Genomic DNA, 15,195 nt, shown 5'->3' with positions numbered 1-15,195 from the left:
GCAGTGCGGCGGAACGGCTCCCAGGGCGGGGGAGTCTGGGCATGAAGAAGGCGCCCGACCCGGGTGGGTGGACGCCTTCGGCTGGCTGTGATCAGGCAGGCAGTGCCGCCTCGATCGCCGTCACCAGGTCCTCGGCCTCCGGCTCCGTGCGCGGGCGGAAGCGGCCCAGGATTTCGCCGGACGGGCTGATCAGGAACTTCTCGAAGTTCCACTGGACGTCGCCGGACTCGCCCTCCGCGTCCGCCGTCTTGGTGAGTTCCGTGTACAGGGCGTGGCGCGACGGGCCGTTCACGTCCAGCTTTTCCAGGAGCGGGAACGTGACGCCGTAGGTCGTCGAGCAGAACGTCTCGATTTCCTCCGCCGTGCCCGGCTCCTGGGCGCCGAACTGGTTGCAGGGGGCGCCGATGACCGTGAAGCCGCGGTCCGCGTAGCGCTTCTGGAGGCGTTCCAGGCCCTCGTACTGCGGGGTCAGGCCGCACCGTGAGGCGACGTTGACCAGCAGGATCGCCTTGCCCTTGTGGTCGGCGAGTGAGGTGTCCGTGCCGGTGAGGGTGCGCAGCGGGATGTCGTACAGGGTCATCGCTACTCCAGGTCCGTGCGGGTGCGTCGGTCGCATCCTATGCACGCGGTGCGGTGAGCCCGTGTGTCGCGTGTCTTCCGCATTACTGGAACAAGTTCTACTGTGTGCGCCGCCAAAGGTCGTCAGCAAGCTCAGCCAGATCCAGGAGGGGCCGTGCACCTCGAATACACGCCCGAGCAGCAGCAGTTGCGCGCCGAGCTGCGTGCGTACTTCGCCGAACTGGTGCCGGACAACGCGTACGCCCGTTACGAGGATCCGGCAGCCCAGAAGCGGTTCTACCGGGAGACCGTGCGGCGGCTCGGCAGTGACGGGTGGCTCGGGGTGGGGTGGCCCGAGGAGTACGGCGGGCGCGGGCTGACGCCCATGGAGCAGTTCATCTTCTTCGACGAGGCCGCGCAGGCCGGTGTGCCGCTGCCGCTCATGGCGCTCAACACCGTCGGGCCGACGATCATGCAGTTCGGGACGGAGGAGCAGAAGGCCTTCTTCCTGCCGAAGATCCTGTCCGGCGAGATCGATTTCGCGATCGGTTACAGCGAACCCGATGCGGGGACCGACCTGGCCGCCTTGAAGACGAGGGCGGTCAGGGAAGGGGACGAGTACGTCGTCAACGGGCAGAAGATCTGGACCACCAACGGCGACACCGCGGACTGGGTGTGGCTCGCGGTGCGGACCGACCCGGAGGCTCCGCCGCACAAGGGCATCACCATGCTGCTCGTGCCGACGAGTGACCCCGGCTACAGCTGCACCATCATCAACACCCTTGCCTCGCACGACACCACGGCCAGTTACTACGAGAACATCCGGGTGCCCGTGAGCCGGCGGGTCGGTGAGGAGAACAAGGGCTGGCGGCTCATCACCAACCAGCTCAACCACGAGCGCGTGACGCTGGCCGCGCACGGCACCATGGCGATCCGCGCGCTGCACAACGTGCAGAAGTGGGCCGAGGAGACCAAGCTCGCCGACGGCCGGCGCGTGCTCGACCTCGGCTGGGTGCGCAAGCGGCTCGCACAGACGCACACCAAGCTCGACGCGATGAAGCTGCTCAACTGGCAGATGGTGAACGCCGTGCAGAACGGCACGCTCACCCCGCAGGACGCCTCCGCCGTGAAGGTGTACGGGTCCGAGGCGCGCAGGGACGCGTACGCCTGGCTGATGGAAGTCGTGGGAGCGGCAGGGGCGTTGAAGGAAGGGTCGGCGGGGGCCGTGCTGCACGGGGAGCTGGAGCGCGGCTACCGCAGCGCGGTGATCTTCACGTTCGGCGGCGGGAACAACGAGATCCAGCGGGAGATCATTTCCTGGATCGGGTTGGGGATGCCGCGCGTGCGGCGGTAAGCCCGTCGTGTGGTGAGGCGGCGGTGCGGTGAGCAGCCGAGGTCTCATCCCGCACAGTTGTGCGCAGGTCCGCAGGACGCCTGTCCTCGCCTTCGTATCCGGCTACGTTGGCCTTGGACGTTCGCCGTGGTCGCGTTGGGGAGGCGTCGATGGGCGAGGAACAGGCGTCGGCGTCCGGGCAGTTGGCCCGGTTGCGGCTGGACGAGCTGCTCGAAGAGTTGCAAGTGCGGATCGGCGCCGTGCGTGGTACCCGGGACAGGCTTCACACGCTGCTCGAAGCGGTGCTCTCGGTGGGCCGGGAGCTGAATCTGGCCCAGGTCCTGCGGCGGATCGTGGAGACGGCGGTGGCGCTGGTCGATGCCGGGTACGGCGCGTTGGGAGTCATCGGGCAGGGGCAGATGCTGGACGAGTTCCTGCCGGTGGGCATCAGTGACGAACTGCGGGCGGAGATCGGCGATCTGCCGTCCGGCCACGGCTTGCTCGGGGAGCTGATCCGTAATCCGGAGCCGCTGCGGCTCGCCGAGCTGTCGGAGCATCCGGCCTCGTCCGGTTTTCCCGCCCATCACCCGCCGATGCACTCGTTCCTGGGTGTGCCGATCCGGGTGCGGGACAAGGTGTTCGGGAATCTGTATCTGACGGAGAAGCGGTCCGGCGGGCAGTTCGACGCCGAGGACGAGGCGGTGCTCTCGACCCTGGCGGTCGCGGCGGGGATCGCCATCGAGAACGCGCGGCTGTACGAGGAGGCGCAGCTGCAGCAGCGGTGGCTGGAGGCGAGCGCGGAGGTCACCAGCGAGCTCCTGTCCGGGGCTCAGGAGGCGCACGTCCTCGAGCTGATGGTGGAGCGGGCCCGGCAGCTGACCTCCGCCGAGTTGGGCGTCGTGGAACTCCTCGACCCGTCCGGCGACTTGAAACCGGTGCTCGCGCTGGGACCGGGTGCAGAGGTGCACGCCGTGGTCGTGCTGCCGCGTGAGGGGTCCTTCGCCGGAGCCGCCCTCGCCGCCGGAGCTCTGGTGGAGACGGCCGAGGTGCGGAAGGACCCCCGTGTGACGTTCCGGCCGGAGCGGTGGGACGGTATGGGGCCGGCGGTGGCCGTGCCGATGAGCACGGGCGACGGGGTGCGGGGGGTGCTGCTGCTCGGCCGGACTGCCGGGCGGCCGGTGTTCGGGCCGTCCGAGACAGCACCGCTGGCCGGTTTCGCGGGGCAGGCAGCGCTGGCTCTGGAACTGGCCGACCGGCGCCGGGACGCCGAGCAGGTCAGTCTGCTCGCCGACCGGGACCGTATCGCGCGTGATCTGCATGATCTGGCGATCCAGCGGCTGTTCGCGACCGGGATGACACTGCAGAGTGCACAGCGTTTCGTGGAGCATCCTCAGGCGGCGGAGCGGCTGCAGCGGGCTGTGGACGACCTGGACACCACCATCAAGATCATCCGCTCGTCCATTTTCGGGTTGCGCGAGCACGAGGCGCCGGGCACTGCGCCTGGGCTGCGGATGCGGCTGGTGCGGGCGGCCGAAGAGGCGACGGCGGGGCTGGGGTTCGCTCCCGCCCTGCGGATGGAAGGGCTCCTCGAGACGAACGTGCCCCGTGCCGTGGCCGATGATGTCGTGGCCGTGGTGGTGGAAGGGTTGTCGAATGTGGCTCGGCACGCGCGGGCTGCGCGGGCTGAGGTCTCCTTGGTCGTTCGCAAGGGTCTGTTGGTGCTGGCGGTCGAGGACGACGGTGTGGGGATACGGGGCGGGGCCGGTACGCGGAGCGGGTTGCGGAATCTCGCCGAGCGGGCCGGGCAGTTGAGTGGTGAGCTGGTCGTCGGCTCCGGGAGTTCGGGTGGCACGCGGCTCGAGTGGCGGGTGCCGCTCACGAGCGCGGACCTGGCCTAGCCTCCCGTACTCCCGGGTCTTCGTCTGCGCAGCTCCTCGTATACACCTGGCGCTAGCCGGAGGCGTCCGGCCGTGGCGGGACCTGGGCCGCGATCACGGCGGCCTGGATGCGGCGCTCCACGCCCAACTTGGCCAGGAGACGGGAGATCTGGTTCTTCACCGTCTTCTCGGAGAGGTAGAGCTGCTTGCCGATCTGGCGGTTGGTGAGGCCGTCGCCGATCAGGGCGAGGATGGCGCGCTCGCGGTCGCTGAGTCCCGTCAGGCGGGGGTCGGCGGCGGGCGGTTCGGGCTCGTCGGGGCCGCGCAGGCTTCGCATGAGGCGGGCCGTCGTGGCCGGGTCGAGCAGGGACTGGCCCGCGGCGACCGTGCGGACCGCTGTCACCAGGTCGGAGCCCTTGATCTGCTTGAGGACGTAGCCGGCCGCGCCGGCCATGATGGCGTCGAGGAGAGCGTCCTCGTCGTCGAACGAGGTGAGCATCAGGCAGGCCAGGTCCGGCATGTGCGAGCGCAGTTCGCGGCAGACCGTGATGCCGTCGCTGTCCGGCAGGCGCACATCGAGGACCGCCACGTCGGGGCGCAATGCCGGGCCGCGGACGAGGGCCTGTTCGCCGGTGGCGGCCTCGCCGACGACCTCGATGTCGTCCTCGGCGCCGAGCAGGTCGCTCAGGCCTCTGCGCACCACCTCGTGGTCGTCGAGGAGGAAGACCCGTATGGGGGTCTTCGGTGGGTCGGAGGGCGGCTGGGTCATCGGGGCTCCCTGGCGGGCGACGTGGTCGGCCGCACGTAGGCTCGTCGGCTCCTGACGAGACTGGCGCGCGGACCCGCCCTGTGGCCAGGGGCCGAACGGCCCTGTGCGTGCGATGAGTTCAAGGGTGTGCCAGGTCCACCTCGATGTCGACGACTCCTTCGACGGCACGGATGGCGCGGGCGAGCACCGGCACGAGGGTGCGGTCGCGCAGCGGGCCGGCGATGGTGGCGACCCCGCCGGTGACGGACACGGTCACCTCGGATGCGGCCGGAAGCCTGGCCAGGACGGAGCTTCGGATCTCGTCGGCGATCTGGTCGTCCTCGCGAAGGAAGACCCTCAGGAGGTCGGCCCGGCTGACAATGCCCTGCAGCAGCCCCGTCTCGTCCACCACCGGCAGGCGCTTGACCCGGTTGCGGGCCATGATCCGGGCAGCCTGCGCGAGGGTGGCGTGCGTGCGGACGGTGACCGCTGGGCTGCTCATCAACTCCTCGGCCGACACCGCACCGGCTTTCGCCAGGTCGGAGAGGCGGCGCAGGACGTCCTGCCGGGGCGGGTCCTCGTCGCGGAACTCCTCCTTGGGCAGCAGGTCCGCCTCGGACACGACGCCGATGACGCGCCCTTCGCCCTCCACCACCGGCAGGGCGCTGATCTTCCACTCGTCGAACAGCTCGACGATCTCCTTGAACGGTGCGTTGCGGCCGACGGCGATCACGGTGTGGGTCATCACATCGCCGACCCGGTACGGGGATTCAGGCATCTCGCGCTCCCCAACGGCGGATGCGGAGTGGTGCGGCGGGCGCTTCCGCGGTGAGAGCCCCCGTCATGATGCGGTCGGCGGATATCCCGCGGCGCAGGAGTTCAATCGCGGATGCGCGGAGCAGATCATCGGGTGCGCAGACGAAAGCGCTGGTGCGACCGGCATCGAAGAGGGCACGGTCGAGCATCGCGTGCACGGGGCCGGTGGCGCCGTACCAGCCGGGTCCGATGCGGTCCACGGTGCACGCGGTGCAGGACGTGGTCCAGCGGCGGGTCTCGTGGCGGGCCATGAGACCTTCCGGATCGGGGCCGCCGATGAGGACGTTGAGATGTCCGTACGCCCGCGGGTCCGCGACGGCGTCGCGGATCAGCGGGCGCAGGGATGCGAGCCCGATGCCGTACTCCATGACCAGCAGGTCGTGACCGAGGGCCTTCTCCAGGTGCCAGCCGGTGCCGTACGGGCCGCGTAATTCCAGGACGGCACCGGCGCGAGCCGCGAACAGCAGCCCGTCGGCGCGGCACACGGTCAGCCCGAGGCCGCCGGTGGTGGGCAGGGCACTGACCGGCAGGGCGCGGTGGCCGACGCGGACGTACTGTCCGGCGACGAAGCCGGGCAGCGGCTCGTCCAGGGACTCGAGGCGCAGGGTCGCCGCATCCGGCGTCTCCTCCCAGCGGGTCAGCACACGGTACGGAACGGTGTTCACACCGTGCTCCCGCTGCCGTAGGGCGCGTACAGGTCGAGCAGCCGGACGCGGGTGGAGTGCAGGCGGTGGGCGAGTACCTTGCCGACCCACTGACCCACCTCGCGGCCGAACTCGGGGTCGTCCACGCACATCGCGCGCACGGCGGTGGCGTCGAACTCATGGGCGCGCACGGGTGACTCGGCGGTGGCACCGAGCTGCCAGATGTACGGGCGGAACAACCAGGACCAGCCGACCAGTTCTCCGAATCCCAGCCGCTCCACCACGGCCGCGCGCCGTCCCGGAACGGACAGGTCGAGGGCCACGGTGCCGGAACGGATGATCCAGAAGCGGTCGGCCCGTCGGCCCTCGTTGAACAGGCGGGTCTCCTGCGGGAAGTCGACCTCGCGGGCGATGGCCATCAGGCGGCCGCGGTGCTCGGCGGACAAGGCCTGCACCAGGCGGGGGGTGGCGGTGGTGAGTGTCATCGTCGTCTCCTCTCTGCGCTGTCCTCAGCGTCCGCCCGCCTCCGGGGCGGTGGCAGGGGCCGATCGGTCCGCTGGGGTGGGCCGGTCAGCTCCACAAGCCGGACCCGGCCGGCCTCTCCAACCCCCGCGCGCCCGGCCGGGCGGCGCGATGAGGCAGGTCGTCACGCACGCACGTTCTCGGAGAGTTCTCGGGCGACGGACTCCGCCCAGACCGTGACGGCCTCGAAGTCGCGGAAGTCGCCGCCCTTGCCCGAACCGACGAGCATGCGCGCCATCCGTCCTCCCGCGGTCGTGTCCAGGCGGCCGCCGAAGGTGATGTGGTCGCGGGCGTCGAGCCGGTGCAGGAGCCGCCGCACGCCTGGAGCGGGTGCCATCGTGGGCGCCGAGTCGTCGAGTGGGCCGCTGCTGAACAGCCAGAGCGGCATTCGCCCCAGGGCCTTGCGGTGGCGGCCGGCGAAGCGCCGTGCGTCGCGGTGCCAGCGGCCGGCGTACAGGGCGCCGCCCAGGATCACGCCGTCGTACGCCGTCACCGCCCGCACCCTGCCGGCCGGGCACACCTCGGTGGTGAGCCCGTGCTCGGCGAGGACGACGCCGATGCGGGAGGCGATCTCGGCCGTGGCTCCGTACGTCGACCCGTACGCCACGAGAACCGTGCTGCCGGACATGGGATCGGCCCTTCCCTCAGAGTTTGCGCAGCCAGTCGTCGGCGATGCCGTGCAACGCCTGCTCGCCGGGCTGCAGATGGGAGTCGTCGAAGCGGTACGTCAGCTTGTCGACAACGGCGACCACTCCGTCGACCTGACGGGCCATGTGGATCGCGACCGGCAGTTCGCTGCTGCGGTCCAGTCGGCCGGCGAGCGTGACCACGCCCTCGTGGACCTGGACGTCGAGGGCACGCGGAGCCAGCCACAGCGTGCGGACGAGGACCTCGTCGATGATCTCGCGGCGGATGTCGGCATCGGTACGCAGGAAGATCTGCAGCAGATCACGGCGGGTGACGATGCCGACGAGTCGGTTCTCGCCGTCGACGACGGGCAGGCGCTCGACGCGGCGGGCCGCCATGGTGCGGGCCGCTTCGGCGATGGTGGAGTCGGCGTGCACGGTGATCGCCGGCTCCGACATCAACTGCCCTGCCGTACGGGCGCGGGCCTTGGCCCTGCGCGCGCGGGCACCCTTTCCGATCCGCGGCAGACGGACGCGACGCGGTGGGGTGTACGGATCGGCGGCCTCGGCCTGACGGGCCATGAGATCGGTCTCCGAGATGACGCCGATGACCGTCTCGTCGGCGCCGACGACCGGCAGACCGCTGATGCGGTGGGTGTGGAGCAGCCGGGCGACTTCCTTGAAGGGGGTGCCGTATCCGACGTGTACGACGTCGCCGGTCATGACCGAGGCGATGGTGGTGTGCTTCATGTGTACCTCCTCCTCCGGTGTGCGGACGGGGCGCGGGATCTCAGCGGAGCCTGCGCAGGTAGGGATCGCCGGCCTGGCGGGGCAGCACCCGCACGCGGACGTCGAGTGCGGTGATGCGGTCGGGCCGCGCGAGCACCGGGTTGAGGTCGGCCTCTGCCAGTTGGGGCAGATCGCTCGCCATGCGGGAGAGGCGCAGCAGGAGCTGTTCGAGGCCTTCGAGGTCCACCGGGCCGTGGCCGTCCACGCCGAACAGCAGCGGTGCGCAGCGCGGGGCGGTGATCAGGTCGTGGACATCGTGGTCGGTGAGGGGTGCGAGCCGGGCCGCGTGGTCGGCGAGGACTTCGGTGGCGGTGCCGCCGAGTCCGAACAGGACCAGAGGGCCGAAGACCTCGTCCTGGACGATGCCAGCGAACAGTTCCGTCCCGCGCGCCGCGAGCGGCTGGACGACGGCGCCGGTCATCAGGTGGCCGAACCGGATCTCGAAGTCCCGCCAAGCGGCGCGTACTTGGGAGTCTCCGCGCAGGTCGAGGTGGACGGCGCCTTGGCGGCTCTTGTGGGTGAGACCGGGCCAGTGGGCCTTGAGGACGACGCGTCCGTCCGGGCCCTTCAGGCGGTCGGCGGCGAGCACGGCCTCGTCCTCGGTGACAGCCCAGGCCCAGGGCTGCTGGGAGATGCCGTAGCAGTCCAGGAGCGCCGCGCACGCGCGAGGGTCCAGCAGACCCCCCTCGGAGTGCTGTTCCAGGTAGCTGTCCACGATGCCGTGGGCGCGGGCGGAGTCGATTCCGGCCAGACCGGGAACGGTGCCGGTTGGCCTGGCCAGCCACGTGCCGCGCACCACAGCGTGCGCCAGGGCCTGGGCCGCGGACTGTGCATCGGCGTACGCAGGGATACGGGAGTCATCACTGCAGGGCAGCAGACGCACCGACCGGTCCTGGTCGAGGAGGACCGCGACGACCGGTTTCGAGGAGCGCCGGTCCGGAGCGTGCGTCAGAGCCCGCACCAAGTCGTCACCGGTTGCCGCCGCGACCGCGGTGGGCACGAGGGCGACGAGGACGGCATCCACGCTCGCGCTTGCCGCCAACCGGTCGACACAGGCGCGCAGATGTTCCTCGGTGACGGCCGCACCGGCGTCGACCGGGTTGCCGGCCGCGGCACCGGAGGGCAGGACCTCCAGCAGTTCATCCATGAGCTGCGGTCCGAGCGGCGGGAGCGTCAGCCCCGCCTCCGCGCAGGCGTCGGCGGCGAGGACCCCGGCGCCACCCGCATTGGTCACGATCGCGATCCGGGGCCCCTGGGGCGGCGGCCCGCAGTGGAACAGGGCCGCGGTGGCCAGGAGTTCGGGCACCGAGCGGGTGGCGGTGATCCCCGCCTGAGTGAACAGCGCCTGCCGCGTCAGCCTGGAAGTGGCCGCGGCGGCGGTGTGCGTGGCAGCGGCACGGCGGCCTTCATCCGTGCGGCCGGCGTCCACGGTGAGCACGGGGATCCGACGCGTGACGCGGCGGGCCGTGCGGGAGAAGACGCGCGGATTGCCGAACGACTCCAGGTGCAGCAGCGCCAGTTCCGTACGGCCGTCGTGTTCCCACCACTGCAGCAGATCGTTGCCGCTCACGTCGTATTTGTCGCCGAGCGAGACGAAGTCGGAGACGCCGATACCCAGGCGCGCGAGGCCGCCGAGCAGTGCGATGCCGACACCGCCGGACTGCACGGCCACTCCTGCGGTGCCCGGCGTGGGGTGGTGCGCTGCGAACGTGGCGTCCATGCGGATGTTCACTCCGGCGGCAGCCAGGCCGAGGCAGTCGGGCCCGACCAGGCGCATGTCGTGGCTACGGCAGGAGGCGAGCAGGGCCTGCGCCCGGTCCGCGTCGAGACCTGCGGAGACGACCACCACGGCCCGTACGCCCAAAGCACCGCACTGCTCGGCGACGCCCGGCACCTCTGCGGCCGGAACCGCTATCACCGCCAGGTCGGGAGCCGTGGGCAGCGCGTCCACGGTCGGCCACGCGCGGACGCCGAGGATGCTCGCGGCTTTCGGGTGGACGGCGAAGAGCCGGCCCGTGTAACCGCCCGTGCAGAGATTGCGCAGCACCGCACGTCCGACCGAACCGGGCCTGCGTCCCGGGCCGATGACGACGATCGACTGCGGCCGCAGCAGCGGTCGCAGACTCGCGATGCCCGCCGCAGCGGCCCGGCCCTCCACGGAGGCCAGGTAGTCCTCGGTGTCCGCCAGGGGGATGGTGCAGCGCACCTCGGGGCCGTCGAAGTGGCGCGCGGTGCGCAGCCCGAGGTCCGCGAAGACCCGCAGGACCTCGTGGTTCTCGGCCAGTGCGTCCGCGGTGAACTCGGTGATACCGGCGGCCCTTGCGGCCGATACCAGGTGTTCGAGCAGCAGTGTGCCGACACCGCGGTGGTGCCAGTGGTCGGCGACCGCCAGGGCGATCTCGGCGGTCGTGCGGTCGGGAGTGTCCTCCTGCGGTGATGCGGGGTCCTTCAACTCGGTGCGGTTTGCGCTGCGTTCGTATTCGGCGATGCCGATCACTTCGCCGGCGTGCTCGGCGATCAGTGCTCGGTAGCCGTTTCGGGAACCGTGCAGCCTGCCGTTCGCGCACTCACCGCCGTTCCTGGCGATCCCGTCGCACATGCGGTCGGCGGCCAGCTGGGCGGATCCGCTGCTCAGTCCGAAGACCCGCAGCCTCAAGTTCTCGGGTGCCATCTCCTCGTAGAACCTGAGGGCTTCCAAGTGGTCGCCGGACACCGCCGGGCGGATGTGCACCGTCGTGCCATCGCTGAGCAGGGCGTGCACCCCGGGTGAGGCTGCGGCGGGTGCGTGCGTCCCGAGCTGTGAGGCGTCGAGTCCTGAGGGGCGTTGAAGCATGACAGGCCTGCTCTCGTCGTTCGATGACGCACGGTGGAGTGCGGACGCAGTCAGCCTCGGACGCGCGTCGCTCGGGGAGCAGTGGCCGCATGGGGTGCCATCGGGGGCCGAAGGGCCCTGAACCCGAGCCGGATGTGGCCGCACCGCCTCACGAGGGGCCGTTCGGCCCCGGCCATGGGCCCGCTCGGCCCTCCCCGAGCCTTCCCCCGTCCGGGATTGTTGGAGTCGCGGCAGTGCACCGACCGAACGTGGGGATTTGTTGCTGTCGCTGCAAGCACGGATGGCTGATCGTTGAAGTCCCGGTGCCGGCGGCCAAGTCCGGCACCTGGACGATTCCGTGCGGTTCGGCTGAGCGCGACCCGAGGCGCTCGCCCCGCACGGCCTTCCGCTCGGCCGGGTTGGGGGCCGGCCGAGCGGAAGGCCGCTCTCCGCTCGGGGGCACACCAGGGAGAGCAGGCGAAGAAACGCCTGCTCAAGGTCGGTTCCGATCAGGGTGTGCAGCGTCCTACCATCGTGGTCGAGGCAGTACGGATGCGGACTCGGCGGCAGGTCGACGCACGAAGGAGCTCCTGCCTCATCTGTGGCCCCGGCCCCCGGCCCTGGCTGTTCAGGCCCCGCTACGCGGCTGGAGCCGCATCGCCGACAACACGGCTCCAGCCACGGTCCTCCCGGCGTGCCCGGTCACTCCCGCGCCGCGTCGCCGAGGAGGACGGAATGACGCAAGGAGCTGACGAGGGGGGAGCCTCGCTCCTGGCGTCACGACGGCCGCCGCCACCCTTCGGGGCGGCGGCCGTTGTCGGGTGCGCTGACGTGACTGGGTCGCACGCACCGACGCAGCCGAGCACCATCGAAGCTACTCCCGCCCGGCCTGCATGCCCTTTGCACCTGCCGGGATGGTTACAGGCTTGCTGCGGTCGGCAGTCGGGACCGCCACCGGGCCGGCTTGTGGCGGCAGCCCGCCCCGCCCCCACCTCCCTCTCTTGGCCTCAGGGCCGAACGGCCCACGTTCAAGGGCCGCTGAGCCACTGCCTTGCGTCGCCCCGCGCTGACAGCGTCAAAGCGAGCGCGCGGCCACCACCGGACCGCGCCCGAGGGGAGATGACGTCATGGAGCAGGCACTGGTCGTGGGCGTGGACGGATCGGACGCGAGCCTGCGGGCGCTGGACTGGGCCGTCGACGAAGCGGTACGCCGCGGCGTGGACCTGAGGGTCGTGTGCGGGTCGAGCTGGGAGTGGTACGAGGGGCATGAGCCGTCGTTCGACATCAACCGGCGTGTGGTGCAGAAGTTCGCCGACCGCATGGTGGACCGGGCCGTCGAGCGGGCGATGCGCAGGACCGTCGCGGTGAAGGTCACCGGGCAGGTCGCCCCCGCGGACCCCGCGGCCGCGCTCATCACGGAGAGCCGCCGAGCCGGCGCGGTGATCGTCGGCAACCGCGGACGCGGAGAACTCGCGGGTCTGCTGGTCGGCTCGGTGAGCCTCGCCGTGGCCGCGCACGCCGAATGCCCGGTGATCGTGGTGCGGGGCACGGAGCAGAGCCGGAACGGTGCCTTCGGGCGGGTGGTCGTCGGTGTGGACGAGGCGAAGGATGCGGCGCCGGCCCTGGAGTTCGCCTTCCGGGCCGCCAAGCGGCGCGATGCGCACCTGCTGGCCGTCCACGCGTGGCGCTGCCCGGCCCACGAGCTGCCGGACCACCCGATCGCGGAGGACGCCGTGGAGTCCCATCGGCTGCGCGCACAGGGCGAGTTGACCCAGGCGCTGCGGAACATGGGCGACGCCCACCACGACCCTGCCGTGCGCGGCGAGGTGGTCGAGGGCCGGGCCCGGACAGCACTGCTCGACGCCGCGAAGACCGCCGATCTGCTGGTCGTGGGCGCGCGGCGCCGAAAGGGCCACGTCGGCATGCAGCTCGGCCCCGTCAACCACGCCGTGCTGCACCACGCGACCTGCCCCGTCGCGATCGTGCCGCACGCCTGACCGGACACCGGCCCCACGCGCGGCTCCGGGAAGCGGGGGCCACTGCGACCCGTCTGGTCCGGGTCACGTGTGGAACCCGCCCGCACATTCCCAGCACATCCGACGGAAGGCGATCTCCCATGCCCAGGATCCAGCTGTCAGCCCTGGACGCCCACTGGCGCGCCGCCAACTACCTTGCGGCCGGCCAGATCTACCTCTTGGACAATCCGCTGCTCACCGAGCCGCTCAGGCCCGAGCACATCAAGCCCCGGCTCCTCGGCCACTGGGGAACCTCGCCCGGCCTCACCCTCGTGTACACCCACCTCAACCGCATCATCAAGGACCGTGGCCAGGACACCCTGTGCATCTGGGGGCCGGGGCACGGCGGCCCGGCCGTCCTCGCGGGATCGTGGCTGGACGGCAGCTACACGCAGACCTACCCCGACGTCACCCGGGACGCAGCCGGAATGGCCCGTCTCTTCCGGCAGTTCTCGTTTCCCGGCGGGGTGCCGAGCCACGTCGCCCCGGAGGTGCCGGGCTCCATCCATGAAGGAGGCGAGCTCGGCTATTCCCTCGCGCATGCCTACGGAGCCGCCTTCGACCACCCGGGCCTCCTCGTCGCCTGCGTGATCGGCGACGGCGAGGCGGAGACCGGGCCGCTGGCCGCGTCCTGGCACTCCACCAAGTTCCTCGACCCGGTGCACGACGGCGCCGTCCTGCCGATCCTGCATCTCAACGGCTACAAGATCGCCAACCCCACCGTCCTGTCCCGTCTCCCGGAGGCCGAACTGGACGCCCTGCTCAAGGGGTACGGTCACGAGCCGCTGTACGTCACCGGCAGCGACCCGCGCCGCGTGCACCGCGCCTTCGCCCAGGCCCTCGACCGAGCCCTGGACCGCATCGACCGGATCAAAGCCGAGGCACCGACCGCGCAGGGCCGCCCCCGGTGGCCGGTCATCGTGCTGCGCACACCCAAGGGCTGGACCGGCCCCGAGACGGTGGACGGCGAACCGGTCGAGGACACCTGGCGCTCGCACCAGGTCCCGCTCGCGGGCGTACGCGACAATCCCGAGCACTTGCGGCAACTGGAGCAGTGGCTGCTCTCCTACCGGCCGCGCGAACTCTTCGACGCCGACGGCCGCCCCACCGATCAGGTACGGGCCGGCATCCCCGAGGGCACCAAGCGCCTCGGCAGCACCCCGTACGCGAACGGCGGCCTGCGCACCCGGAGCCTGCCGATCCGACCGCTCGAAGCGTTCGCCGTGCCCGTCGACAAGCCCGGCACCACTCTGCACGAACCGACCCGGGTGCTCGGCGGTCTGTTGGCCGGCGTCATGGCCGACACCGCCGATCGGCGCGACTTCCGCGTCGTGGGGCCGGACGAGACCGAATCCAACCGGCTCGGAGCCCTGTTCGCCCACACCGGCAAGGCCTGGCAGGCGAAGACCCGGCCCACCGACCACCACCTCGCCCGCGACGGCCGCGTCATGGAGATCCTCTCCGAGCACGTGTGCCAGGGCTGGCTCGAGGGCTATCTCCTGACCGGCCGGCACGGACTGTTCTCCTCCTACGAGGCCTTCGTGCACATCGTGGACTCGATGGTGAACCAGCACATCAAGTGGTTGAAGACCTCCCGCGCCCTGCCCTGGCGCGCCCCGATCCCCTCCCTCAACTACCTGCTGACCTCGCACGTCTGGCGCCAGGACCACAACGGCTTCAGCCACCAGGACCCCGGCTTCGTCGACCACGTCCTCAACAAGAGCCCCGAGGTCCTACGGGTGTATCTGCCGCCGGACGCCAACACACTGCTCTCCGTCGCCGAACACGCTCTGGAATCAAGGGACTACGTCAACGTCATCGTCGCGGGCAAGCAGCCCTGCTTCGACTGGCTGTCGCTCGACGAAGCCCGTGCCCACTGCGCGCGCGGTGCCGGGATCTGGGACTGGGCCGGCACCGACGACGGCGAACGCACCCCGGACGTCGTCCTCGCCTGCGCGGGAGACGTCCCCACCCAGGAAGTCCTGGCCGCCTCCGCCCTGTTGCGCGCGCACCTGCCCGACCTTGCGGTCCGCGTGGTCAACGTCGTCGACATCGCACGCCTCATGCCGCGCGAGGAACACCCGCACGGCATGCCCGACCACGCGTACGACGCGCTGTTCACCCGCGACAAGCCCGTCATCTTCGCCTACCACGGCTACCCGTGGCTCATCCACCGCCTCGCCTACCGCCGGGCGGGCCACGCCCACCTGCACGTGCGCGGCTACAAGGAGTCCGGCACCACCACGACTCCGTTCGACATGGTCGTCCGCAACGACCTCGACCGCTACCGCCTGGTCATGGACGTGATCGACCGCGTCCCCGGACTGGCCGTCCGCGCGAGCGCCGTCCGTCAGCGCATGGCCGACGCCCGTACCCGTCACCACGCCTGGATCCGCGACCACGGCACCGACCTGCCCGAAGTCGCCTCCTGGGCCTGGCCGCACTGAACCCACCC

The 15,195-nt window shown here is 71.0% G+C and carries 12 protein-coding genes; 4 read left to right on the top strand and 8 right to left on the bottom strand.

Annotated features, from left to right (window positions below; translation table 11 throughout):
* Positions 1-91 precede the first annotated feature (91 nt).
* Positions 92-580 carry a glutathione peroxidase gene (locus tag BLT97_RS15585; RefSeq protein ID WP_093610424.1) on the bottom strand — a complete coding sequence of 163 codons (489 nt, stop codon included), beginning with the start codon at positions 578-580 and terminating at the stop codon, positions 92-94.
* A 153-nt stretch (positions 581-733) separates the two neighbouring features.
* Here BLT97_RS15585 and BLT97_RS15580 point away from each other — a divergent pair, with 153 nt between their 5' ends.
* Both BLT97_RS15580 and BLT97_RS15575 read left to right on the top strand, forming a co-directional pair.
* Complete coding sequence (locus BLT97_RS15580) at positions 734-1,912, top strand: acyl-CoA dehydrogenase family protein (RefSeq protein ID WP_093610422.1); 1,179 nt, start codon at positions 734-736, stop codon at positions 1,910-1,912.
* Between the two features lie 149 nt (positions 1,913-2,061).
* Positions 2,062-3,789, top strand: a complete 1,728-nt coding sequence (locus tag BLT97_RS15575; RefSeq protein ID WP_093610420.1) for a sensor histidine kinase — start codon at positions 2,062-2,064, stop codon at positions 3,787-3,789.
* Positions 3,790-3,841: 52 nt separating this feature from the next.
* Here the strand turns inward: BLT97_RS15575 and BLT97_RS15570 are convergent, their stop codons facing one another.
* The 7 genes from BLT97_RS15570 to BLT97_RS15540 form a co-directional block, all read right to left on the bottom strand.
* Positions 3,842-4,537: a response regulator gene (locus tag BLT97_RS15570; RefSeq protein ID WP_093610418.1), complete on the bottom strand. Its 696-nt coding sequence runs from the start codon at positions 4,535-4,537 to the stop codon at positions 3,842-3,844.
* A gap of 118 nt (positions 4,538-4,655) precedes the next feature.
* Positions 4,656-5,294, bottom strand: coding sequence for a CBS domain-containing protein (locus BLT97_RS15565; RefSeq protein WP_093610416.1), 639 nt, complete (start codon positions 5,292-5,294; stop codon positions 4,656-4,658).
* The gene (locus BLT97_RS15560; RefSeq protein WP_093610414.1) at positions 5,287-5,997 is read right to left on the bottom strand and encodes a ferredoxin reductase domain-containing protein; all 711 of its coding nucleotides are present in this window, start codon (positions 5,995-5,997) and stop codon (positions 5,287-5,289) included. The genes BLT97_RS15565 and BLT97_RS15560 overlap by 8 nt, the downstream gene beginning before the upstream one ends.
* On the bottom strand, positions 5,994-6,461 hold the full coding sequence (locus tag BLT97_RS15555; protein ID WP_093610412.1) for a Crp/Fnr family transcriptional regulator: 468 nt from the start codon (positions 6,459-6,461) through the stop codon (positions 5,994-5,996). Before BLT97_RS15555 ends, BLT97_RS15560 begins: the two co-directional genes overlap by 4 nt.
* Positions 6,462-6,622: 161 nt before the next feature.
* Complete coding sequence (locus BLT97_RS15550; protein WP_093610410.1) at positions 6,623-7,126, bottom strand: flavodoxin domain-containing protein; 504 nt, start codon at positions 7,124-7,126, stop codon at positions 6,623-6,625.
* 16 nt (positions 7,127-7,142) lie between these two features.
* A complete protein-coding gene (locus BLT97_RS15545; protein WP_093610408.1) occupies positions 7,143-7,874 on the bottom strand; it encodes a CBS domain-containing protein in 732 nt (243 codons plus the stop codon).
* A gap of 40 nt (positions 7,875-7,914) precedes the next feature.
* Complete coding sequence (locus BLT97_RS15540) at positions 7,915-10,746, bottom strand: bifunctional acetate--CoA ligase family protein/GNAT family N-acetyltransferase (protein WP_093610406.1); 2,832 nt, start codon at positions 10,744-10,746, stop codon at positions 7,915-7,917.
* A gap of 1,106 nt (positions 10,747-11,852) precedes the next feature.
* Between BLT97_RS15540 and BLT97_RS15535 the strand changes: the two genes are divergently transcribed.
* A complete protein-coding gene (locus tag BLT97_RS15535; RefSeq protein WP_093610404.1) occupies positions 11,853-12,722 on the top strand; it encodes a universal stress protein in 870 nt (289 codons plus the stop codon).
* A 119-nt stretch (positions 12,723-12,841) separates the two neighbouring features.
* The gene (locus tag BLT97_RS15530; RefSeq protein WP_093610401.1) at positions 12,842-15,187 is read left to right on the top strand and encodes a phosphoketolase family protein; all 2,346 of its coding nucleotides are present in this window, start codon (positions 12,842-12,844) and stop codon (positions 15,185-15,187) included.
* Positions 15,188-15,195 lie beyond the last annotated feature (8 nt).

This window comes from Streptomyces indicus (assembly GCF_900100315.1).
GTDB classification, from domain to species: domain Bacteria; phylum Actinomycetota; class Actinomycetes; order Streptomycetales; family Streptomycetaceae; genus Streptomyces; species Streptomyces indicus.
Note: the sequence above shows the minus strand (reverse complement) of the source record. Positions and strands in the feature narration are given on the sequence as shown.